Source organism: Accumulibacter sp. (assembly GCF_036625195.1).
Classification (GTDB): Bacteria; Pseudomonadota; Gammaproteobacteria; order Burkholderiales; family Rhodocyclaceae; genus Accumulibacter.
In genome coordinates this window covers 1,523,684-1,548,922 of the sequence record NZ_JAZKUG010000001.1, presented here as the reverse complement: position 1 = coordinate 1,548,922, position 25,239 = coordinate 1,523,684, and the positions used below count along the sequence as shown (strand labels likewise).

Annotated in this window: 3 protein-coding genes; all 3 read right to left on the bottom strand. The window is 66.7% G+C overall.

Features of this window, described 5'->3' with window-relative positions; all coding sequences use genetic code 11:
* Positions 1–325 precede the first annotated feature (325 nt).
* The gene (locus V5B60_RS06620; protein ID WP_332346260.1) at positions 326–733 is read right to left on the bottom strand and encodes a hypothetical protein; all 408 of its coding nucleotides are present in this window, start codon (positions 731–733) and stop codon (positions 326–328) included.
* Positions 734–934: 201 nt separating this feature from the next.
* Positions 935–1,684, bottom strand: a complete 750-nt coding sequence (locus tag V5B60_RS06615) for a PEP-CTERM sorting domain-containing protein (protein WP_332346259.1) — start codon at positions 1,682–1,684, stop codon at positions 935–937.
* Positions 1,685–2,263: 579 nt separating this feature from the next.
* Positions 2,264–25,039: a DUF7507 domain-containing protein gene (locus tag V5B60_RS06610; RefSeq protein WP_332346258.1), complete on the bottom strand. Its 22,776-nt coding sequence runs from the start codon at positions 25,037–25,039 to the stop codon at positions 2,264–2,266.
* Positions 25,040–25,239: the final 200 nt, after the last annotated feature.

Below are 25,239 nucleotides of genomic sequence, written 5' to 3'. Positions count from 1 at the left end.
GACGAAGTGGCCAGTGACGGCGAACAACGGGATTGGCCACGTCAACAACTGCCGCGCGCGGCCCCGGGTCTGTTTGGCTGCTCCAGGCGCGGCGCAATCGGCGCCCCGCACGGACACACGATCTCCGAGGCGATGCGAGCAAGAACAGCCGGCGAGGATCGTTGGCTGCCCGGAGAAGTGAGCACCGACACCGACGCAGCGCCGTGTTGGGCCAATCAACCCCGGTGTCGCGTGGCGGGCCCTTGTGGCAAGCGTCCTGACGCAATCCGTGACAGCAGAGCGTTCAGAGGGACATCGACTGTGCCAACGGGCCTGCCTTGCCGCCCTAACGTTCTGCCGACTGGCCCGAAACTGATGCAGCCCGCGCTTGCGCCGCGGCCGCGTTCCGCAACAACTGGTTCAACTGATTGGCCAGGTTGGCAACCGTTTCGATACTCAGGGCCATGCGGCAGGCGAGAATGCCATCCATGGTTTCCGGAACCTTCACCCCCGGCTGCCCGAGCCGGGAAAGATAAGCCAACGTCTGCGGCTCGAAGAAACCGAAGTCGATGAAGACAACGCCGCTTCCGGCATGCACGGTGGTGAAATTGGAGAAGACGGGTTGCTGCGAATGCTCGACCGGCTGCATGCGAACGGCCACCGTCACGGACTGGGCCGCCGTGGGGGCGGCATCGGCGACATCGGCATCTGAGGATGCATCGTCGTCGATCCGGTTATCCTTCTTGCTGCTCATCAGTTTCTTTCGTCCATTTTCGAGAATGGTTGAGAAAACGCGACACTGCCGGGTCGTCCTCCAGCGCCGCGGGAACTGCTGCTCTCGACACGCCGCCTGTGCGGCAGCGGCCAGCTTCCAGCTTCGCAAGACGAATCGGGCAGACCCGCTGGTCCAGGCGCCCAGTATAGACCGCCCGGAACGCTGTCCCGCCCTGTTTTCTTACGCGCGTCCCCAACTTCTCCGGCGCAACGACCCGATTCCTGCCAGCGCGAGCCCAACCAAGGTAAGAGAACCTGGCTCCGGAACACCCCTGAAGTCGTCGAGGAAGAGTTCCGCGTCGTAGTAGTAATTGTCCCCGCCGTTTACAACGCCGAAGCCGATCGTATAGGAACCGTCTGCGGGAAGCGTGAATGCAAAGGGGTTCCATCCTGAGGTGGCTGACGCTCCCGCGGTAAAGGAATCCATCAGGCGAATGAGGACCGTGTTTCCTATTGCCGGGCCGCTGATCACGGCAAATGCCGTATCGTTGCTCCCGAACTGCGGGTCGGTATCATCCGTCGAAAAGAAATTCCAGCGTTGCTGAACGACGTCCCCGACAGAGCCCGAAAACGTTTGCTTGATCCCCGATCCATTGAACGCCTGGTAGGACGCAGCCAGGGTTCCGACGGGCAATCCAAAGAACGCATCCAGCGCTGTGGTATTGGAAGGGGGACTGTAGTTGCCGGTGCTCGCGCCGTGGTCCTGCCCGTCATTGCTCACCAGCCGAGCCATCAGGGCTTGATAGGGAAAGACGTTCTTGGCAGGCGGATCGTAGGTGACGACCGTGGTCGGACCCGTCGTGGCGACATTGCCAAGCACCGTCCAACCCGAAAGACCCGCCTCAAAATCCTGATTCACGGGCGCGCCAGATACCGCTGCGCTCAGCGCGCAGAGGGCGCCTGCGACACCGAACCGGGTAAGCTGTTTCATAGTGGCGCCCCCTCTTGGAGCATGTTGCGATTCGTGTTGCTCATGACCATTCTCCTGTACCCGACGGGGTGGGAAAGATTCACATACCTACCAGCGGCCGACATCTACGGGCTCCATACGCAAAAAATATACCCGGAACCACTGGAATCTGATTTATTGCAGTTTTCTCATTCAGCAGCAGGCTGCAGCATACGGCACTGTAAAATGCGTCGACAATTGGTCCGGAAATTCTTCATGAAAACCGGAATCGCAGCCGCCTCCGGGCCCAAGGTGCTGGGCACCACCGACCCACCGCCACGACGCCGTTGCGGTCTGCATCAGCGAGTAAGGTGCGGCCCAAACAGGATGCCGCGAGATCCCTCCGGCACCTCTGATTGGATAAGAGAGGGTCCGAGAATTGAAGGTTTACACTCGTCCGGCGTAGCCGGGCACCCTGCCGCGACTCGGGCATCTCGCGATCTGGCGCTGACGCCCTTCGCGCCGGCAGCGATTGAGACGGGCTCCGGCCTGCACCCCGAGCCGCCTCGTGGGGTTCACGAAGCGGCTCGGAAGCGGAGCCCGCTCCACCGACCATTGGTGTCAGAACACCCCGAGGAGCTCCGGCTCGGGCAAGCCGACAAGCTGAACGTCTGTCGGAACCATCGTACCTGCCTCGGCCACCGCCTCCGCAACGGCCACCCGACCGTCAAAACCACCGCCCATCAACTCGGCGAGTCCGAGCACGTCAACGCCCGCGGCCGCCGCATCACTGGCCGCGATGTTGAAGTACACATCGGTCATGTCTACCGAGCGGCCGTCGGCCAAGGTGGCGCTGCCACGTTCGAGATGCAGGTTGCCCTGGGCGTCCAGGAACGGCAGCTCACTGTAGTCGACCGCCAAGCTGAGCAGCCCGGCATTCTCCAGGCTCACCAGCTCGCCGTCGTCGGTCTGGTGGTTGCCGTTCAGGTCACGCCAGATCTTGAGACTGGCGAAATCGGTGTCGTTGGCATCCACCAGCCCGTCGCCATTGCTGTCGAAGGCGGACAGTTTGCTGAACCCGGCTCCCTTGCTGGACCCCCCGAACATCTCCGAAATGTCGTCGATGCTGCCGTTGCCGTTGCGGTCCACGACCAGGAAACCGTCGTCACCCGACAACCACCCGGAGTCTATCCCCTTGCCCGTACCGAGCAGATCGAAGGTGCCCTGTGACTTGCCACGAGCAATCGTCTGAATGCCGTTACCATTGAGGTCGATGACGATCGGCGTGATCGCGGCATCCTGCGTCAGGTCGTTCTCGCCTGAATCCAGCGCGACGGAAACCGTCGCCTTGAATCCGGAACCAGTGACATCCGAGTCCACCGTGTCATCAGTGCCTTGATTCGGCTTGCTGCTCCATGGGTACTTCGCCACCGAGACCGCGCCAGTGAGTGCAACGGACTTGTCAAACTCGAGCGTATAGGTGCCCGGGTTGAGATCGACGAACTTGTAATTACCAAGAGAATCAGTCGTGGTCGTGGCAATCTGTTGTCCGCTGGTGTCCAACAGCTTCACACCAACGTTGCTCACCCCCTTCTCGTTGGCGTCCTGAATGCCATCGTTGTCCTTGTCGAGCCATACCCGGTCACCGAGGGTTGCCTTGCGGTAGAGACCGGCGTCGACGGTAAGGTTGGTTTGGCCCGGGGGCAGGAAAATCGGGCCGCTGAGACCTGAGCCGCCGACACCCGTCGTGCCGACATCCGAGTCGACGGTATCATCGCCGCCGGCGTCCCGGATGGTAAACAGATAGCCCGTGGGAACCAGAACCTGAACCTGATAGGTGCCTTGAGCAACATTGTTGAACAGGTACAGACCACTACTGTCGGTGGTGTCGGTAGCCACAACACTGCCGCCGCTGTCGAGCAGGTTGACCACTACGCCGCCAATCCCCGGCTCGCCGACATCGCGCAAGCCATTGAAGTTGAGGTCCTCCCAGACGAGGTCGCCGATGACGCCCAGTTGGGCGATCGGGACGCTCTCGCTGTCGCTGACCGGGCTCGTCTGGTCGCTGTCGGCCGTCGCGGTGTTGTCGATGTCGCCATCGCCGCCACCGTTGTTGTCGATGTCGGACTGCTGGACGTCGTAGCTGAAGCTGAAGCTCTGGCTGGCACCCGGGGCGAACGCGGCAATCGTGCCGATCACGCCGCCCGGGTTCGCCGCCGTGATGGCCAGCGGGTCGGTGACGACGACGTTGCTCAGCGTCTGGTTGCCGGTGTTGGTCACCGTGACGGTGTAGAGGATGTCGTCGCTGGCGCTGTCGATGATGCCGTCGGCGTCACCCGGGACGCTGGCCGCCTTGACGATCGTCAGGCCAGGCAGTTGGGCGATCGGGACGCTCTCGCTGTCGCTGACCGGGCTCGTCTGGTCGCTGTCGGCCGTCGCGGTGTTGTCGATGTCGCCATCGCCGCCGCCGTTGTTGTCGATGTCGGACTGCTGGACGTCGTAGCTGAAGCTGAAGCTCTGGCTGGCACCCGGGGCGAACGCGGCAATCGTGCCGATCACGCCGCCCGGGTTCGCCGCCGTGATGGCCAGCGGGTCGGTGACGACGACGTTGCTCAGCGTCTGGTTGCCGGTGTTGGTCACCGTGACGGTGTAGAGGATGTCGTCGCTGGCGCTGTCGATGATGCCGTCGGCGTCACCCGGGACGCTGGCCGCCTTGACGATCGTCAGGCCAGGCAGTTGGGCGATCGGGACGCTCTCGCTGTCGCTGACCGGGCTCGTCTGGTCGCTGTCGGCCGTCGCGGTGTTGTCGATGTCGCCATCGCCGCCGCCGTTGTTGTCGATGTCGGACTGCTGGACGTCGTAGCTGAAGCTGAAGCTCTGGCTGGCACCCGGGGCGAACGCGGCAATCGTGCCGATCACGCCGCCCGGGTTCGCCGCCGTGATGGCCAGCGGGTCGGTGACGACGACGTTGCTCAGCGTCTGGTTGCCGGTGTTGGTCACCGTGACGGTGTAGAGGATGTCGTCGCTGGCGCTGTCGATGATGCCGTCGGCGTCACCCGGGACGCTGGCCGCCTTGACGATCGTCAGGCCAGGCAGTTGGGCGATCGGGACGCTCTCGCTGTCGCTGACCGGGCTCGTCTGGTCGCTGTCGGCCGTCGCGGTGTTGTCGATGTCGCCATCGCCGCCGCCGTTGTTGTCGATGTCGGACTGCTGGACGTCGTAGGTGAAGCTGAAGCTCTGGCTGGCACCCGGGGCGAACGCGGCAATCGTGCCGATCACGCCGCCCGGGTTCGCCGCCGTGATGGCCAGCGGGTCGGTGACGACGACGTTGCTCAGCGTCTGGTTGCCGGTGTTGGTCACCGTGACGGTGTAGAGGATGTCGTCGGCGGCGCTGTCGATGATGCCGTCGGCGTCACCCGGGACGCTGGCCGCCTTGACGATCGTCAGGCCGCCCAGTTGGGCGATCGGGACGCTCTCGCTGTCGCTGACCGGGGTCGTCTGGTCGCTGTCGGCCGTCGCGGTGTTGTCGATGTCGCCATCGCCGCCGCCGTTGTTGTCGATGTCGGACTGCTGGACGTCGTAGCTGAAGCTGAAGCTCTGGCTGGCACCCGGGGCGAAGGCGGCAATCGTGCCGATCACGCCGCCCGGGTTCGCCGCCGTGATGGCCAGCGGGTCGGTGACGACGACGTTGCTCAGCGTCTGGTTGCCGGTGTTGGTCACCGTGACGGTGTAGAGGATGTCGTCGGCGGCGCTGTCGATGATGCCGTCGGCGTCACCCGGGACGCTGGCCGCCTTGACGATCGTCAGGCCAGGCAGTTGGGCGATCGGGACGCTCTCGCTGTCGCTGACCGGGCTCGTCTGGTCGCTGTCGGCCGTCGCGGTGTTGTCGATGTCGCCATCGCCGCCACCGTTGTTGTCGATGTCGGACTGCTGGACGTCGTAGCTGAAGCTGAAGCTCTGGCTGCCGCCCGGGGCGAACGCGGCAATCGTGCCGATCACGCCGCCCGGGTTCGCCGCCGTGATGGCCAGCGGGTCGGTGACGACGACGTTGCTCAGCGTCTGGTTGCCGGTGTTGGTCACCGTGACGGTGTAGAGGATGTCGTCGGCGGCGCTGTCGATGATGCCGTCGGCGTCACCCGGGACGCTGGCCGCCTTGACGATCGTCAGGCCAGGCAGTTGGGCGATCGGGACGCTCTCGCTGTCGCTGACCGGGCTCGTCTGGTCGCTGTCGGCCGTCGCGGTGTTGTCGATGTCGCCATCGCCGCCACCGTTGTTGTCGATGTCGGACTGCTGGACGTCGTAGCTGAAGCTGAAGCTCTGGCTGGCACCCGGGGCGAAGGCGGCAATCGTGCCGATCACGCCGCCCGGGTTCGCCGCCGTGATGGCCAGCGGGTCGGTGACGACGACGTTGCTCAGCGTCTGGTTGCCGGTGTTGGTCACCGTGACGGTGTAGAGGATGTCGTCGCTGGCGCTGTCGATGATGCCGTCGGCGTCACCCGGGACGCTGGCCGCCTTGACGATCGTCAGGCCAGGCAGTTGGGCGATCGGGACGCTCTCGCTGTCGCTGACCGGGCTCGTCTGGTCGCTGTCGGCCGTCGCGGTGTTGTCGATGTCGCCATCGCCGCCGCCGTTGTTGTCGATGTCGGACTGCTGGACGTCGTAGCTGAAGCTGAAGCTCTGGCTGGCACCCGGGGCGAACGCGGCAATCGTGCCGATCACGCCGCCCGGGTTCGCCGCCGTGATGGCCAGCGGGTCGGTGACGACGACGTTGCTCAGCGTCTGGTTGCCGGTGTTGGTCACCGTGACGGTGTAGAGGATGTCGTCGCTGGCGCTGTCGATGATGCCGTCGGCGTCACCCGGGACGCTGGCCGCCTTGACGATCGTCAGGCCAGGCAGTTGGGCGATCGGGACGCTCTCGCTGTCGCTGACCGGGCTCGTCTGGTCGCTGTCGGCCGTCGCGGTGTTGTCGATGTCGCCATCGCCGCCGCCGTTGTTGTCGATGTCGGACTGCTGGACGTCGTAGCTGAAGCTGAAGCTCTGGCTGGCACCCGGGGCGAACGCGGCAATCGTGCCGATCACGCCGCCCGGGTTCGCCGCCGTGATGGCCAGCGGGTCGGTGACGACGACGTTGCTCAGCGTCTGGTTGCCGGTGTTGGTCACCGTGACGGTGTAGAGGATGTCGTCGGCGGCGCTGTCGATGATGCCGTCGGCGTCACCCGGGACGCTGGCCGCCTTGACGATCGTCAGGCCGCCCAGTTGGGCGATCGGGACGCTCTCGCTGTCGCTGACCGGGGTCGTCTGGTCGCTGTCGGCCGTCGCGGTGTTGTCGATGTCGCCATCGCCGCCGCCGTTGTTGTCGATGTCGGACTGCTGGACGTCGTAGCTGAAGCTGAAGCTCTGGCTGGCACCCGGGGCGAAGGCGGCAATCGTGCCGATCACGCCGCCCGGGTTCGCCGCCGTGATGGCCAGCGGGTCGGTGACGACGACGTTGCTCAGCGTCTGGTTGCCGGTGTTGGTCACCGTGACGGTGTAGAGGATGTCGTCGGCGGCGCTGTCGATGATGCCGTCGGCGTCACCCGGGACGCTGGCCGCCTTGACGATCGTCAGGCCAGGCAGTTGGGCGATCGGGACGCTCTCGCTGTCGCTGACCGGGCTCGTCTGGTCGCTGTCGGCCGTCGCGGTGTTGTCGATGTCGCCATCGCCGCCACCGTTGTTGTCGATGTCGGACTGCTGGACGTCGTAGCTGAAGCTGAAGCTCTGGCTGCCGCCCGGGGCGAACGCGGCAATCGTGCCGATCACGCCGCCCGGGTTCGCCGCCGTGATGGCCAGCGGGTCGGTGACGACGACGTTGCTCAGCGTCTGGTTGCCGGTGTTGGTCACCGTGACGGTGTAGAGGATGTCGTCGGCGGCGCTGTCGATGATGCCGTCGGCGTCACCCGGGACGCTGGCCGCCTTGACGATCGTCAGGCCGCCCAGTTGGGCGATCGGGACGCTCTCGCTGTCGCTGACCGGGGTCGTCTGGTCGCTGTCGGCCGTCGCGGTGTTGTCGATGTCGCCATCGCCGCCGCCGTTGTTGTCGATGTCGGACTGCTGGACGTCGTAGCTGAAGCTGAAGCTCTGGCTGGCACCCGGGGCGAAGGCGGCAATCGTGCCGATCACGCCGCCCGGGTTCGCCGCCGTGATGGCCAGCGGGTCGGTGACGACGACGTTGCTCAGCGTCTGGTTGCCGGTGTTGGTCACCGTGACGGTGTAGAGGATGTCGTCGGCGGCGCTGTCGATGATGCCGTCGGCGTCACCCGGGACGCTGGCCGCCTTGACGATCGTCAGGCCAGGCAGTTGGGCGATCGGGACGCTCTCGCTGTCGCTGACCGGGCTCGTCTGGTCGCTGTCGGCCGTCGCGGTGTTGTCGATGTCGCCATCGCCGCCACCGTTGTTGTCGATGTCGGACTGCTGGACGTCGTAGCTGAAGCTGAAGCTCTGGCTGCCGCCCGGGGCGAACGCGGCAATCGTGCCGATCACGCCGCCCGGGTTCGCCGCCGTGATGGCCAGCGGGTCGGTGACGACGACGTTGCTCAGCGTCTGGTTGCCGGTGTTGGTCACCGTGACGGTGTAGAGGATGTCGTCGCTGGCGCTGTCGATGATGCCGTCGGCGTCACCCGGGACGCTGGCCGCCTTGACGATCGTCAGGCCGCCCAGTTGGGCGATCGGGACGCTCTCGCTGTCGCTGACCGGGGTCGTCTGGTCGCTGTCGGCCGTCGCGGTGTTGTCGATGTCGCCATCGCCGCCGCCGTCGCTGTCGATCTCGGCCTGCGTCACGGTGTGCGCCGCGCTGTAGGTCCACGTCTCGCCCACGTCGAGGACACCAAGCACGCCCGCGTCGCCGCTGACGTAGGTCGGGGCCTGTGCCGTCGCGTTCGGGTCGCTCACCACGATGCCGGTCAGCGACTGGTTGCCCGTGTTCGCCACCGTGATCGTGTAGGTGATCGCCTCACCCGCCACATCGGCCACCTGGCCTGACGGGTCGGCCGTCTTGACGATGTTCAGGCTCGGCCGCTGTGCAACCGGCACGGCCTCGTCGTCCGTGTCCGGATCCGTCTGGTCGCTGTCGGCGGTCGCAATGTTGTCCAGGTCGCCGTCGCCACCACCGTCGCTGTCGATCTCGGCCTGCGTCACGGTGTGCGCCGCGCTGTAGGTCCACGTCTCGCCCACGTCGAGGACACCAAGCACGCCCGCGTCGCCGCTGACATAGGTCGGGGCCTGTGCCGTCGCGTTCGGGTCGCTCACCACGACGCCGGTCAGCGACTGGTTGCCCGTGTTCGCCACCGTGATCGTGTAGCTGATCGCCTCACCCGCCACATCGGCCACCTGGCCTGACGGGTCGGCAACCTTGTTGATCTCCAGCGCCGGTGTGTCGCCGACCGGAACCCTCGCGTCGTCGGTGTCCGGCCCGGTCTGGTCGCTGTCGGCGGTCGCAATGTTGTCGATGAAGCCGTCGCCACCGCCGTCGCTGTCGATCTCGGCCTGCGTCACGGTGTGCGCCGCGCTGTAGGTCCACGTCTCGCCCACGTCGAGGACACCAAGCACGCCCGCGTCGCCGCTGACATAGGTCGGGGCCTGTGCCGTCGCGTTCGGGTCGCTCACCACGATGCCGGTCAGCGACTGGTTGCCCGTGTTCGCCACCGTGATCGTGTAGGTGATCGCCTCACCCGCCACATCGGCCACCTGGCCTGACGGGTCGGCCGTCTTGACGATGTTCAGGCTCGGCCGCTGTGCAACCGGCACGGCCTCGTCGTCCGTGTCCGGATCCGTCTGGTCGCTGTCGGCGGTCGCAATGTTGTCCAGGTCGCCGTCGCCACCACCGTCGCTGTCGATCTCGGCCTGCGTCACGGTGTGCGCCGCGCTGTAGGTCCACGTCTCGCCCACGTCGAGGACACCAAGCACGCCCGCGTCGCCGCTGACATAGGTCGGGGCCTGTGCCGTCGCGTTCGGGTCGCTCACCACGATGCCGGTCAGCGACTGGTTGCCCGTGTTCGCCACCGTGATCGTGTAGGTGATCGCCTCACCCGCCACATCGGCCACCTGGCCTGACGGGTCGGCCGTCTTGACGATGTTCAGGCTCGGCCGCTGTGCAACCGGCACGGCCTCGTCGTCGCTGTCCGGCCCGGTCTGGTCGCTGTCGGCGGTCGCAATGTTGTCCAGGTCGCCGTCGCCACCACCGTCGCTGTCGATCTCGGCCTGCGTCACGGTGTGCGCCGCGCTGTAGGTCCACGTCTCGCCCACGTCGAGGACACCAAGCACGCCCGCGTCGCCGCTGACATAGGTCGGGGCCTGTGCCGTCGCGTTCGGGTCGCTCACCACGATGCCGGTCAGCGACTGGTTGCCCGTGTTCGCCACCGTGATCGTGTAGCTGATCGCCTCACCTGCCACATCGGCCACCTGGCCCGACGGGTCGGCCGTCTTGACAATGTTCAGGCTCGGCCGCTGTGCAACCGGCACGGCCTCGTCGTCGCTGTCCGGCCCGGTCTGGTCGCTGTCGGCGGTCGCCGTGTTGTCCAGGTCGCCGTCGCCACCGCCGTCGCTGTCGATCTCGGCCTGCGTCACGGTGTGCGCCGCGCTGTAGGTCCACGTCTCGCCCGCGTCGAGGACACCAAGCACGCCCGCGTCGCCGCTGACGTAGGTCGGGGCCTGTGCCGTCGCGTTCGGGTCGCTCACCACGATGCCGGTCAGCGACTGGTTGCCCGTGTTCGCCACCGTGATCGTGTAGGTGATCGCCTCACCCGCCACATCGGCCACCTGGCCTGACGGGTCGGCCGTCTTGACGATGTTCAGGCTCGGCCGCTGTGCAACCGGCACGGCCTCGTCGTCCGTGTCCGGATCCGTCTGGTCGCTGTCGGCGGTCGCCGTGTTGTCCAGGTCGCCGTCGCCACCACCGTCGCTGTCGATCTCGGCCTGCGTCACGGTGTGCGCCGCGCTGTAGGTCCACGTCTCGCCCGCGTCGAGGACACCAAGCACGCCCGCGTCGCCGCTGACGTAGGTCGGGGCCTGTGCCGTCGCGTTCGGGTCGCTCACCACGACGCCGGTCAGCGACTGGTTGCCCGTGTTCGCCACCGTGATCGTGTAGGTGATCGCCTCACCCGCCACATCGGCCACCTGGCCTGACGGGTCGGCCGTCTTGACGATGTTCAGGCTCGGCCGCTGTGCAACCGGCACGGCCTCGTCGTCGCTGTCCGGCCCGGTCTGGTCGCTGTCGGCGGTCGCAATGTTGTCCAGGTCGCCGTCGCCACCACCGCCGCTGTCGATCTCGGCCTGCGTCACGGTGTGCGCCGCGCTGTAGGTCCACGTCTCGCCCACGTCGAGGACACCAAGCACGCCCGCGTCGCCGCTGACATAGGTCGGGGCCTGTGCCGTCGCGTTCGGGTCGCTCACCACGATGCCGGTCAGCGACTGGTTGCCCGTGTTCGCCACCGTGATCGTGTAGGTGATCGCCTCACCCGCCACATCGGCCACCTGGCCTGACGGGTCGGCAACCTTGTTGATCTCCAGCGCCGGTGTGTCGCCGACCGGAACCCTCGCGTCGTCGGTGTCCGGCCCGGTCTGGTCGCTGTCGGCGGTCGCAATGTTGTCGATGAAGCCGTCGCCACCGCCGTTGCTGTCGATCTCGGCCTGCGTCACGGTGTGCGCCGCGCTGTAGGTCCACGTCTCGCCCACGTCGAGGACACCAAGCACGCCCGCGTCGCCGCTGACGTAGGTCGGGGCCTGTGCCGTCGCGTTCGGGTCGCTCACCACGATGCCGGTCAGCGACTGGTTGCCCGTGTTCGCCACCGTGATCGTGTAGGTGATCGCCTCACCCGCCACATCGGCCACCTGGCCTGACGGGTCGGCCGTCTTGACGATGTTCAGGCTCGGCCGCTGTGCAACCGGCACGGCCTCGTCGTCCGTGTCCGGATCCGTCTGGTCGCTGTCGGCAGTCGCAATGTTCTCGATGAAGCCATCGCCGCCGCCATTGCTGTCGATCTCGCCCTGCGTCACGGTGTGCGCCGCGCTGTAGGTCCACGTCTCGCCCACGTCCAGGGTGCCGATCACGCCGGCGTCACCGCTGACGTAGGTCGGGGCCTGCGCCGTCGCGTTCGGGTCGCTCACCACGATGCCGGTCAGCGACTGGTTGCCCGTGTTCGCCACCGTGATCGTGTAGCTGATCGCCTCACCTGCCACATCGGCCACCTGGCCCGACGGGTCGGCCGTCTTGACAATGTTCAGGCTCGGGGCGCGCGCAACCGGCACGGCCTCGTCGTCGCTGTCCGGATCCGTCTGGTCGCTGTCGGCAGTCGCAATGTTCTCGATGAAGCCATCGCCGCCGCCATTGCTGTCGATCTCGCCCTGCGTCACGGTGTGCGCCGCGCTGTAGGTCCACGTCTCGCCCACGTCCAGGGTGCCGATCACGCCGGCGTCACCGCTGACGTAGGTCGGGGCCTGCGCCGTCGCGTTCGGGTCGCTCACCACGATGCCGGTCAGCGACTGGTTGCCCGTATTCGCCACCGTGATCGTGTAGGTGATCGCCTCACCCGCCACATCGGCCACCTGGCCTGACGGGTCGGCCGTCTTGACGATGTTCAGGCTCGGCCGCTGTGCAACCGGCACGGCCTCGTCGTCGCTGTCCGGCCCGGTCTGGTCGCTGTCGGCGGTCGCAATGTTGTCCAGGTCGCCGTCGCCACCACCGTCGCTGTCGATCTCGGCCTGCGTCACGGTGTGCGCCGCGCTGTAGGTCCACGTCTCGCCCACGTCGAGGACACCAAGCACGCCCGCGTCGCCGCTGACGTAGGTCGGGGCCTGTGCCGTCGCGTTCGGGTCGCTCACCACGATGCCGGTCAGCGACTGGTTGCCCGTGTTCGCCACCGTGATCGTGTAGGTGATCGCCTCACCCGCCACATCGGCCACCTGGCCTGACGGGTCGGCCGTCTTGACGATGTTCAGGCTCGGCCGCTGTGCAACCGGCACGGCCTCGTCGTCGCTGTCCGGCCCGGTCTGGTCGCTGTCGGCGGTCGCCGTGTTGTCCAGGTCGCCGTCGCCACCACCGTCGCTGTCGATCTCGGCCTGCGTCACGGTGTGCGCCGCGCTGTAGGTCCACGTCTCGCCCGCGTCGAGGACACCAAGCACGCCCGCGTCGCCGCTGACGTAGGTCGGGGCCTGTGCCGTCGCGTTCGGGTCGCTCACCACGACGCCGGTCAGCGACTGGTTGCCCGTGTTCGCCACCGTGATCGTGTAGGTGATCGCCTCACCCGCCACATCGGCCACCTGGCCTGACGGGTCGGCCGTCTTGACGATGTTCAGGCTCGGCCGCTGTGCAACCGGCACGGCCTCGTCGTCGCTGTCCGGCCCGGTCTGGTCGCTGTCGGCGGTCGCAATGTTGTCCAGGTCGCCGTCGCCACCACCGTCGCTGTCGATCTCGGCCTGCGTCACGGTGTGCGCCGCGCTGTAGGTCCACGTCTCGCCCACGTCGAGGACACCAAGCACGCCCGCGTCGCCGCTGACATAGGTCGGGGCCTGTGCCGTCGCGTTCGGGTCGCTCACCACGATGCCGGTCAGCGACTGGTTGCCCGTGTTCGCCACCGTGATCGTGTAGGTGATCGCCTCACCCGCCACATCGGCCACCTGGCCTGACGGGTCGGCAACCTTGTTGATCTCCAGCGCCGGTGTGTCGCCGACCGGAACCCTCGCGTCGTCGGTGTCCGGCCCGGTCTGGTCGCTGTCGGCGGTCGCAATGTTGTCGATGAAGCCGTCGCCACCGCCGTTGCTGTCGATCTCGGCCTGCGTCACGGTGTGCGCCGCGCTGTAGGTCCACGTCTCGCCCACGTCGAGGACACCAAGCACGCCCGCGTCGCCGCTGACGTAGGTCGGGGCCTGTGCCGTCGCGTTCGGGTCGCTCACCACGATGCCGGTCAGCGACTGGTTGCCCGTGTTCGCCACCGTGATCGTGTAGGTGATCGCCTCACCCGCCACATCGGCCACCTGGCCTGACGGGTCGGCCGTCTTGACGATGTTCAGGCTCGGCCGCTGTGCAACCGGCACGGCCTCGTCGTCCGTGTCCGGATCCGTCTGGTCGCTGTCGGCGGTCGCAATGTTGTCCAGGTCGCCGTCGCCACCACCGTCGCTGTCGATCTCGGCCTGCGTCACGGTGTGCGCCGCGCTGTAGGTCCACGTCTCGCCCACGTCGAGGACACCAAGCACGCCCGCGTCGCCGCTGACATAGGTCGGGGCCTGTGCCGTCGCGTTCGGGTCGCTCACCACGACGCCGGTCAGCGACTGGTTGCCCGTGTTCGCCACCGTGATCGTGTAGCTGATCGCCTCACCCGCCACATCGGCCACCTGGCCTGACGGGTCGGCCGTCTTGACGATGTTCAGGCTCGGCCGCTGTGCAACCGGCACGGCCTCGTCGTCGCTGTCCGGCCCGGTCTGGTCGCTGTCGGCGGTCGCAATGTTGTCCAGGTCGCCGTCGCCACCACCGTCGCTGTCGATCTCGGCCTGCGTCACGGTGTGCGCCGCGCTGTAGGTCCACGTCTCGCCCACGTCGAGGACACCAAGCACGCCCGCGTCGCCGCTGACGTAGGTCGGGGCCTGTGCCGTCGCGTTCGGGTCGCTCACCACGATGCCGGTCAGCGACTGGTTGCCCGTGTTCGCCACCGTGATCGTGTAGCTGATCGCCTCACCCGCCACATCGGCCACCTGGCCTGACGGGTCGGCAACCTTGTTGATCTCCAGCGCCGGTGTGTCGCCGACCGGAACCCTCGCGTCGTCGGTGTCCGGCCCGGTCTGGTCGCTGTCGGCGGTCGCAATGTTGTCGATGAAGCCGTCGCCACCGCCGTTGCTGTCGATCTCGGCCTGCGTCACGGTGTGCGCCGCGCTGTAGGTCCACGTCTCGCCCACGTCGAGGACACCAAGCACGCCCGCGTCGCCGCTGACGTAGGTCGGGGCCTGTGCCGTCGCGTTCGGGTCGCTCACCACGATGCCGGTCAGCGACTGGTTGCCCGTGTTCGCCACCGTGATCGTGTAGGTGATCGCCTCACCCGCCACATCGGCCACCTGGCCTGACGGGTCGGCCGTCTTGACGATGTTCAGGCTCGGCCGCTGTGCAACCGGCACGGCCTCGTCGTCCGTGTCCGGATCCGTCTGGTCGCTGTCGGCGGTCGCAATGTTGTCCAGGTCGCCGTCGCCACCACCGTCGCTGTCGATCTCGGCCTGCGTCACGGTGTGCACCGCGCTGTAGGTCCACGTCTCGCCCACGTCGAGGACACCAAGCACGCCCGCGTCGCCGCTGACATAGGTCGGGGCCTGTGCCGTCGCGTTCGGGTCGCTCACCACGATGCCGGTCAGCGACTGGTTGCCCGTGTTCGCCACCGTGATCGTGTAGCTGATCGCCTCACCCGCCACATCGGCCACCTGGCCTGACGGGTCGGCCGTCTTGACAATGTTCAGGCTCGGCCGCTGTGCAACCGGCACGGCCTCGTCGTCCGTGTCCGGATCCGTCTGGTCGCTGTCGGCGGTCGCAATGTTCTCGATGAAGCCATCGCCGCCGCCATTGCTGTCGATCTCGGCCTGCGTCACGGTGTGCGCCGCGCTGTAGGTCCACGTCTCGCCCACGTCGAGGACACCAAGCACGCCCGCGTCGCCGCTGACATAGGTCGGGGCCTGTGCCGTCGCGTTCGGGTCGCTCACCACGATGCCGGTCAGCGACTGGTTGCCCGTGTTCGCCACCGTGATCGTGTAGCTGATCGCCTCACCTGCCACATCGGCCACCTGGCCCGACGGGTCGGCCGTCTTGACGATGTTCAGGCTCGGCCGCTGTGCAACCGGCACGGCCTCGTCGTCGCTGTCCGGCCCGGTCTGGTCGCTGTCGGCGGTCGCCGTGTTGTCCAGGTCGCCGTCGCCACCGCCGTCGCTGTCGATCTCGGCCTGCGTCACGGTGTGCGCCGCGCTGTAGGTCCACGTCTCGCCCACCTCCAGGGTGCCGATCACGCCCGCGTCGCCGCTGACATAGGTCGGGGCCTGTGCCGTCGCGTTCGGGTCGCTCACCACGATGCCGGTCAGCGACTGGTTGCCCGTGTTCGCCACCGTGATCGTGTAGGTGATCGCCTCACCCGCCACATCGGCCACCTGGCCTGACGGGTCGGCCGTCTTGACGATGTTCAGGCTCGGCCGCTGTGCAACCGGCACGGCCTCGTCGTCCGTGTCCGGATCCGTCTGGTCGCTGTCGGCGGTCGCAATGTTCTCGATGAAGCCATCGCCGCCGCCATTGCTGTCGATCTCGCCCTGCGTCACGGTGTGCGCCGCGCTGTAGGTCCACGTCTCGCCCACGTCCAGGGTGCCGATCACGCCGGCGTCACCGCTGACGTAGGTCGGGGCCTGCGCCGTCGCGTTCGGGTCGCTCACCACGATGCCGGTCAGCGACTGGTTGCCCGTATTCGCCACCGTGATCGTGTAGGTGATCGCCTCACCCGCCACATCGGCCACCTGGCCCGACGGGTCGGCCGTCTTGACAATGTTCAGGCTCGGCCGCTGTGCAACCGGCACGGCCTCGTCGTCGCTGTCCGGATCCGTCTGGTCGCTGTCGGCAGTCGCAATGTTCTCGATGAAGCCATCGCCGCCGCCATTGCTGTCGATCTCGCCCTGCGTCACGGTGTGCGCCGCGCTGTAGGTCCACGTCTCGCCCACGTCCAGGGTGCCGATCACGCCGGCGTCGCCGCTGACGTAGGTCGGGGCCTGTGCCGTCGCGTTCGGGTCGCTCACCACGACGCCGGTCAGCGACTGGTTGCCCGTGTTCGCCACCGTGATCGTGTAGCTGATCGCCTCACCTGCCACATCGGCCACCTGGCCCGACGGGTCGGCCGTCTTGACAATGTTCAGGCTCGGGGCGCGCGCAACCGGCACGGCCTCGTCGTCGCTGTCCGGATCCGTCTGGTCGCTGTCGGCAGTCGCAATGTTCTCGATGAAGCCATCGCCGCCGCCATTGCTGTCGATCTCGCCCTGCGTCACGGTGTGCGCCGCGCTGTAGGTCCACGTCTCGCCCACGTCCAGGGTGCCGATCACGCCGGCGTCACCGCTGACGTAGGTCGGGGCCTGCGCCGTCGCGTTCGGGTCGCTCACCACGATGCCGGTCAGCGACTGGTTGCCCGTGTTCGCCACCGTGATCGTGTAGCTGATCGCCTCACCTGCCACATCGGCCACCTGGCCCGACGGGTCGGCCGTCTTGACAATGTTCAGGCTCGGGGCGCGCGCAACCGGCACGGCCTCGTCGTCGCTGTCCGGATCCGTCTGGTCGCTGTCGGCAGTCGCAATGTTCTCGATGAAGCCATCGCCGCCGCCATTGCTGTCGATCTCGCCCTGCGTCACGGTGTGCGCCGCGCTGTAGGTCCACGTCTCGCCCACGTCCAGGGTGCCGATCACGCCGGCGTCACCGCTGACGTAGGTCGGGGCCTGCGCCGTCGCGTTCGGGTCGCTCACCACGATGCCGGTCAGCGACTGGTTGCCCGTGTTCGCCACCGTGATCGTGTAGCTGATCGCCTCACCTGCCACATCGGCCACCTGGCCCGACGGGTCGGCCGTCTTGACAATGTTCAGGCTCGGGGCGCGCGCAACCGGCACGGCCTCGTCGTCGCTGTCCGGATCCGTCTGGTCGCTGTCGGCAGTCGCAATGTTCTCGATGAAGCCATCGCCGCCGCCATTGCTGTCGATCTCGCCCTGCGTCACGGTGTGCGCCGCGCTGTAGGTCCACGTCTCGCCCACGTCCAGGGTGCCGATCACGCCGGCGTCACCGCTGACGTAGGTCGGGGCCTGCGCCGTCGCGTTCGGGTCGCTCACCACGATGCCGGTCAGCGACTGGTTGCCCGTGTTCGCCACCGTGATCGTGTAGCTGATCGCCTCACCCGCCACATCGGCCACCTGGCCCGACGGGTCGGCCGTCTTGACAATGTTCAGGCTCGGGGCGCGCGCAACCGGCACGGCCTCGTCGTCGCTGTCCGGATCCGTCTGGTCGCTGTCGGCAGTCGCAATGTTCTCGATGAAGCCATCGCCGCCGCCATTGCTGTCGATCTCGCCCTGCGTCACGGTGTGCGCCGCGCTGTAGGTCCACGTCTCGCCCACGTCCAGGGTGCCGATCACGCCGGCGTCACCGCTGACGTACGTCGGGGCCTGCGCCGTCGCGTTCGGGTCGCTCACCACGACGCCGGTCAGCGACTGGTTGCCCGTGTTCGCCACCGTGATCGTGTAGCTGATCGCCTCACCCGCCACATCGGCCACCTGGCCTGACGGGTCGGCCGTCTTGACGATGTTCAGGCTCGGCCGCTGTGCAACCGGCACGGCCTCGTCGTCGCTGTCCGGCCCGGTCTGGTCGCTGTCGGCGGTCGCCGTGTTGTCCAGGTCGCCGTCGCCACCGCCGTCGCTGTCGATCTCGGCCTGCGTCACGGTGTGCGCCGCGCTGTAGGTCCACGTCTCGCCCACCTCCAGGGTGCCGATCACGCCCGCGTCGCCGCTGACATAGGTCGGGGCCTGTGCCGTCGCGTTCGGGTCGCTCACCACGACGCCGGTCAGCGACTGGTTGCCCGTGTTCGCCACCGTGATCGTGTAGCTGATCGCCTCACCTGCCACATCGGCCACCTGGCCCGACGGGTCGGCCGTCTTGACAATGTTCAGGCTCGGGGCGCGCGCAACCGGCACGGCCTCGTCGTCGCTGTCCGGATCCGTCTGGTCGCTGTCGGCAGTCGCAATGTTCTCGATGAAGCCATCGCCGCCGCCATTGCTGTCGATCTCGCCCTGCGTCACGGTGTGCGCCGCGCTGTAGGTCCACGTCTCGCCCACGTCCAGGGTGCCGATCACGCCGGCGTCACCGCTGACGTAGGTCGGGGCCTGCGCCGTCGCGTTCGGGTCGCTCACCACGATGCCGGTCAGCGACTGGTTGCCCGTGTTCGCCACCGTGATCGTGTAGCTGATCGCCTCACCTGCCACATCGGCCACCTGGCCCGACGGGTCGGCCGTCTTGACGATGTTCAGGCTCGGCCGCTGTGCAACCGGCACGGCCTCGTCGTCGCTGTCCGGCCCGGTCTGGTCGCTGTCGGCGGTCGCCGTGTTGTCCAGGTCGCCGTCGCCACCGCCGTCGCTGTCGATCTCGCCCTGCGTCACGGTGTGCGCCGCGCTGTAGGTCCACGTCTCGCCCACGTCCAGGGTGCCGATCACGCCGGCGTCACCGCTGACGTAGGTCGGGGCCTGCGCCGTCGCGTTCGGGTCGCTCACCACGATGCCGGTCAGCGACTGGTTGCCCGTGTTCGCCACCGTGATCGTGTAGCTGATCGCCTCACCTGCCACATCGGCCACCTGGCCCGACGGGTCGGCCGTCTTGACAATGTTCAGGCTCGGGGCGCGCGCAACCGGCACGGCCTCGTCGTCGCTGTCCGGATCCGTCTGGTCGCTGTCGGCAGTCGCAATGTTCTCGATGAAGCCATCGCCGCCGCCATTGCTGTCGATCTCGCCCTGCGTCACGGTGTGCGCCGCGCTGTAGGTCCACGTCTCGCCCACGTCCAGGGTGCCGATCACGCCGGCGTCACCGCTGACGTAGGTCGGGGCCTGCGCCGTCGCGTTCGGGTCGCTCACCACGATGCCGGTCAGCGACTGGTTGCCCGTGTTCGCCACCGTGATCGTGTAGCTGATCGCCTCACCCGCCACATCGGCCACCTGGCCCGACGGGTCGGCCGTCTTGACGATGTTCAGGCTCGGGGCGCGCGCAACCGGCACGGCCTCGTCGTCGCTGTCCGGATCCGTCTGGTCGCTGTCGGCGGTCGCAATGTTCTCGATGAAGCCATCGCCGCCGCCATTGCTGTCGATCTCGCCCTGCGTCACGGTGTGCGCCGCGCTGTAGGTCCACGTCTCGCCCACGTCCAGGGTGCCGATCACGCCGGCGTCACCGCTGACGTAGGTCGGGGCCTGCGCCGTCGCGTTCGGGTCGCTCACCACGACGCCGGTCAGCGACTGGTTGCCCGTGTTCGCCACCGTGATCGTGTAGCTGATCGCCTCACCCGCCACATCGGCCACCTGGCCCGACGGGTCGGCCGTCTTGACGATGTTCAGGCTCGGCCGCTGTGCAACCGGCACGGCCTCGTCGTCGCTGTCCGGATCCGTCTGGTCGCTGTCGGCAGTCGCAATGTTCTCGATGAAGCCATCGCCGCCGCCATTGCTGTCGATCTCGCCCTGCGTCACGGTGTGCGCCGCGCTGTAGGTCCACGTCTCGCCCACGTCCAGGGTGCCGATCACGCCGGCGTCACCGCTGACGTAGGTCGGGGCCTGCGCCGTCGCGTTCGGGTCGCTCACCACGATGCCGGTCAGCGACTGGTTGCCCGTGTTCGCCACCGTGATCGTGTAGCTGATCGCCTCACCCGCCACATCGGCCACCTGGCCCGACGGGTCGGCCGTCTTGACAATGTTCAGGCTCGGGGCGCGCGCAACCGGCACGGCCTCGTCGTCGCTGTCCGGATCCGTCTGGTCGCTGTCGGCAGTCGCAATGTTCTCGATGAAGCCATCGCCGCCGCCATTGCTGTCGATCTCGCCCTGCGTCACGGTGTGCGCCGCGCTGTAGGTCCACGTCTCGCCCACGTCCAGGGTGCCGATCACGCCGGCGTCGCCGCTGACGTAGGTCGGGGCCTGTGCCGTCGCGTTCGGGTCGCTCACCACGACGCCGGTCAGCGACTGGTTGCCCGTGTTCGCCACCGTGATCGTGTAGCTGATCGCCTCACCTGCCACATCGGCCACCTGGCCCGACGGGTCGGCCGTCTTGACAATGTTCAGGCTCGGGGCGCGCGCAACCGGCACGGCCTCGTCGTCGCTGTCCGGATCCGTCTGGTCGCTGTCGGCAGTCGCAATGTTCTCGATGAAGCCATCGCCGCCGCCATTGCTGTCGATCTCGCCCTGCGTCACGGTGTGCGCCGCGCTGTAGGTCCACGTCTCGCCCACGTCCAGGGTGCCGATCACGCCGGCGTCACCGCTGACGTAGGTCGGGGCCTGCGCCGTCGCGTTCGGGTCGCTCACCACGATGCCGGTCAGCGACTGGTTGCCCGTGTTCGCCACCGTGATCGTGTAGCTGATCGCCTCACCTGCCACATCGGCCACCTGGCCCGACGGGTCGGCCGTCTTGACAATGTTCAGGCTCGGGGCGCGCGCAACCGGCACGGCCTCGTCGTCGCTGTCCGGATCCGTCTGGTCGCTGTCGGCAGTCGCAATGTTCTCGATGAAGCCATCGCCGCCGCCATTGCTGTCGATCTCGCCCTGCGTCACGGTGTGCGCCGCGCTGTAGGTCCACGTCTCGCCCACGTCCAGGGTGCCGATCACGCCGGCGTCACCGCTGACGTAGGTCGGGGCCTGCGCCGTCGCGTTCGGGTCGCTCACCACGATGCCGGTCAGCGACTGGTTGCCCGTGTTCGCCACCGTGATCGTGTAGCTGATCGCCTCACCCGCCACATCGGCCACCTGGCCCGACGGGTCGGCCGTCTTGACAATGTTCAGGCTCGGGGCGCGCGCAACCGGCACGGCCTCGTCGTCGCTGTCCGGATCCGTCTGGTCGCTGTCGGCAGTCGCAATGTTCTCGATGAAGCCATCGCCGCCGCCATTGCTGTCGATCTCGCCCTGCGTCACGGTGTGCGCCGCGCTGTAGGTCCACGTCTCGCCCACGTCCAGGGTGCCGATCACGCCGGCGTCACCGCTGACGTAGGTCGGGGCCTGCGCCGTCGCGTTCGGGTCGCTCACCACGATGCCGGTCAGCGACTGGTTGCCCGTGTTCGCCACCGTGATCGTGTAGCTGATCGCCTCACCCGCCACATCGGCCACCTGGCCCGACGGGTCGGCCGTCTTGACAATGTTCAGCGACGGCTGGGCCCCAAAGTAGTTCGCATCATCCGGCAACACCACCACGGGCGCCGAATTGACGCCATCGCTGACACTGGCCACAGCCGAAGCTCGATCCGTCTGCTGCCCCGCCAGTGCCGTCGTAATGATCTCGTCCGAATAGACGGTCACTCCCGCCGCAACGGTCGTCGTCTGGTTGCCACCGAAGGCGAAATCCAGGAACGGAACGCTCCCGGTGATCGTCGCGTCGTTCAGGTCAACGGTAGCAGTCAGATCACCCGTCGAGTTGTTCGTCACCGCCACTCGATACTTGACGGTGCTGCCGGCGAGGATGACTGGCCCGGTGGGCGAATCCGCAGGAATCCACGTGCTACCCCCATCGATGGACAACTCTTTCTCGATGACGATAGCGCCTTGCCCACCGAAGTAGTTCGCATTGTCCGGCGCGACGCTGATCGGTGTCGTGTTGGTGCCATCGGTCACCGTCACCTGCGCCGACGCCTGGTCGGTGTGCTGACCGGCGGCGGCGATGCCACTGATCACGTCGGAGTAGATGATTTGTCCGACGCCTACCGTTGTGGTTTGGTTGCCAGAAAACTTGAAATCGAGCGCGGGGTCTCCACCAACCACGTTGACATCGCTTAAGTTGACCGTAGCCGGCAGTGCACCGCTGTTGGTGACCCTGACGCGGTAGTAGACCTCCTCGCCAGCGAGGATCGTCACCCCCGGGGCATCGTCGGCGTCGTGCCAGTTGACGTTGTCGGCCGAAACCTGCTTTTCGATCTCCACAGCGCCCGTCGCGCCAAAGTAGTTGGCATCGTCCGGCACTACGATGACCGTGCTCGTCACGTTGCCGTCAGTGACCGTCACGTTGGCCGAAGCGCGATCTTCGTGCGAACCGGCTTCCGCGGTCGCCAGAATCACGTCACTGTAGATCGTGGTATTTGGCGCCAGGATCGTCGTCTGACTGCCGCTGAACTTGAAGTCATGCGGCGAACCACCCCCCGCGAGGATCTGGTCAAAAAGGTCTACCGTCGCCGGCAAGGCGCCGCTGTTCGTCACAGCGACACGGAAGTAAATGTCTTGCCCGACGGCGATGGTCGGCCCTGGGGCGTCGTCGGCATCGAGCCAAACGGTCCCATTGACCGAAACCTGTTTCTCGATCGACACGAAGACCAGTGGCGTGGTATCGGAGAAATCGATCGTCACACCACCAGCGCTGGCGCTGCCATTGTTGACGATGCTCGTCGTTCCCGGTTCCAGATCGCCCACGCTGTCGATCAGTACCTTGAACGTCACTTGGTACGAACCACCGACCGGCAATGGGTTGCCCGGGTTGAGGATGAAACCCAGGCCGTCGAGCGGGAAGGCAGTGCCTGACGAGTCGTCCGGAATCTGTGAGATCACCCCGGCAGCATTCTTGAAGAAGGTACTGCCAGTGACATACGTGGTATCCACCGGCAGGACGTCCCGCAGGCGAATGTCGGATATCGGTGAGCGGCTGGTGTTGTTGATGACGATCGTGTAAAGCATTTCGTCGCCCGCGCTGACCACGCCATTGCCGTCATTGTCGGTACTGAGACTGCCGTCCTTGCCGGCCCCGAACAGCGCCAGCGGCGGGATGCCGGTTCCCACATCGAGTCCGGGAGCACCCGCCGAAGCCGTTGCCGGATCCTGGCCCCAGGCCGCAACCAGCTTGACTCCGGGCGTCAGCGTATAGACCAACATGCCGGTCTGGTTACGGTCCACGGTGTCGTAGATCTTGGCCCGGTCGAGTTCGCGCAGGCTGACGGAAGTGTCGTACTTGTTGCCGTTTGGATCGGTGAGGGCGCCAGTCAGCGGATTGGCATCGTAGTCGATGTAGATCGTCGCGGCGGTATTGCCGTTGCCCACCGGCGAAACCCAGACCGGGTTGCCGTTTTCATTCGGGTTGGTACCTGAGGTCGGGTCGCGACCAATCCCCAGACCAACCAGAACCTGCGGCGACAGCGACTCCCGCGGGATCAGGGTGAAACCCCAGTCCCATGCCTGGTTGCCTCCGCTGGTATCCGTCGAGTTGGTGGTGGAGAAGGCGTAGAAAGTCGGCGCAGTGCCGGGTCCCGCGCCATCGGGATCGGGTGTGTAGAAGTGCGCGCCGTAACCGTCCGGAACCGTCTGCTTCAGGTACGAGCCCGCTGCCACCGACAGAGGTGTGGTGGTGATGGTGTTGCCACCGGCCCCGGTCCTGGTCTCATAATTGACCGTGATCCCACTGGTGCTGGGGTTGTAGAGCCAGACGGTGGTCGCCTCGCTGTTGGTCGCTGCCGTCGACACCGGGGTGTAGTAGCTCGACGACCAGAGGTTGAGGGGAAGCAGTGCGGAATCCCGGCTCTCGTAGTTGGACCCGATGTCACCGGTGAGGAAGTGTACCTGCACGGGCTTGTCGGACGACACGCGGCCGCCGACGTTGACGCCACCATTGACGAAGTACGGCTGCCCCTCGCTCAGCGTGACGGTCGTTTCGAAGCTGCCACTGGCGTCCTTGTCGATCTGCACCGTGGCCCCGCCCGGACCGGCCATGATGTACAGGCTGGTGTACTCGAACATCTGGCTGTCGGCAGAGTCCGGGATGTTCGCGCCGACCGGGACGCGATACTCCGTTCCCCAACTCTTGGTGTCGAAGACCTCGACCGCACCCGCCAGCAGCGTGTTCGAACCGCTGGCCCAGCCAACGTGCGTCAGAGCGACGCTCTTCGTTGCCGCGATCTTGTCGCGACCGTCGAAATCGATGACCGACTGCAGGGTTCCCGTCTGCACGGCGTTATTGAGTACGATGACCGTTCCGGCATTGATCACGTCGGCCGCATTGCTCACCACCCCGGGGGCGGCACCGTTGCTGATGTCCCCATCACCCCAAATCTGCGTACCGCCAGGGTTGATCGAGCTGTAGAGATCGTTCGGGTTGGCAATATCGACGTCGTAGCCGTTTTCCCATTGATCGTAGTAGATGATCGTGTTGTTCGCCGAGGCCGCAACCGAAATGTATGTCTGGACCGGATTGGTCGGATTGGTGGAACCGGATCCCGACTCGATGGCCTGCAGGCCCGTCAGTAGTTGGTCTTCCGGAAACGGAACGTAGAACACTTGCGTCGGAGCCGGATTGGGACCATCAGTAAACATCGTCATCGCCACCTCGCCGGTCGCCACGTCATCGGCCGTTCCAAGCTGGTGGTCCGCACCCGAAAAGACCGCCTCTGCGGTAAGTACCAGGGTCGAGTTCAGCGCACTCCGAGGAACCACCCATGTGGTGTCGACGAAAGCAGGCAGCGGGTTGCCGTTGGCGTCGAGGGCAGGCCGGAAGCCATTGGCGACGGTCCAACTTGCATACGACAGGTCGTCCTGCGTGCCCAAGACCCCGTCGAGGCCCAGATTGATCACTTGAAAGCGGATGCCGGCCATCTCGCCGAAGCCCTCGGCCCTGATCGACACGGTCTGGCCCGGTGCATAGTCCTGCTTGTTCGTTTTCACTGTCGTTGCCATGGCTCCAAGCTCCTGAAATGAAATCAAGTTGAATCAGTCGACCAAGACGCGCCCGCGGCGTCCGCCGCGCCAGGTTGCGACCAGCGAGCAGCTGCACCACCGCTCCCGAGACGGCCGCTGGCCGTTTGCCGCCAGCCGCTGCTCAGCCTTCGCCCGCAGTCACCATGCCGCCTGCCAAGACCGGCGAAGGACTGCCCCAT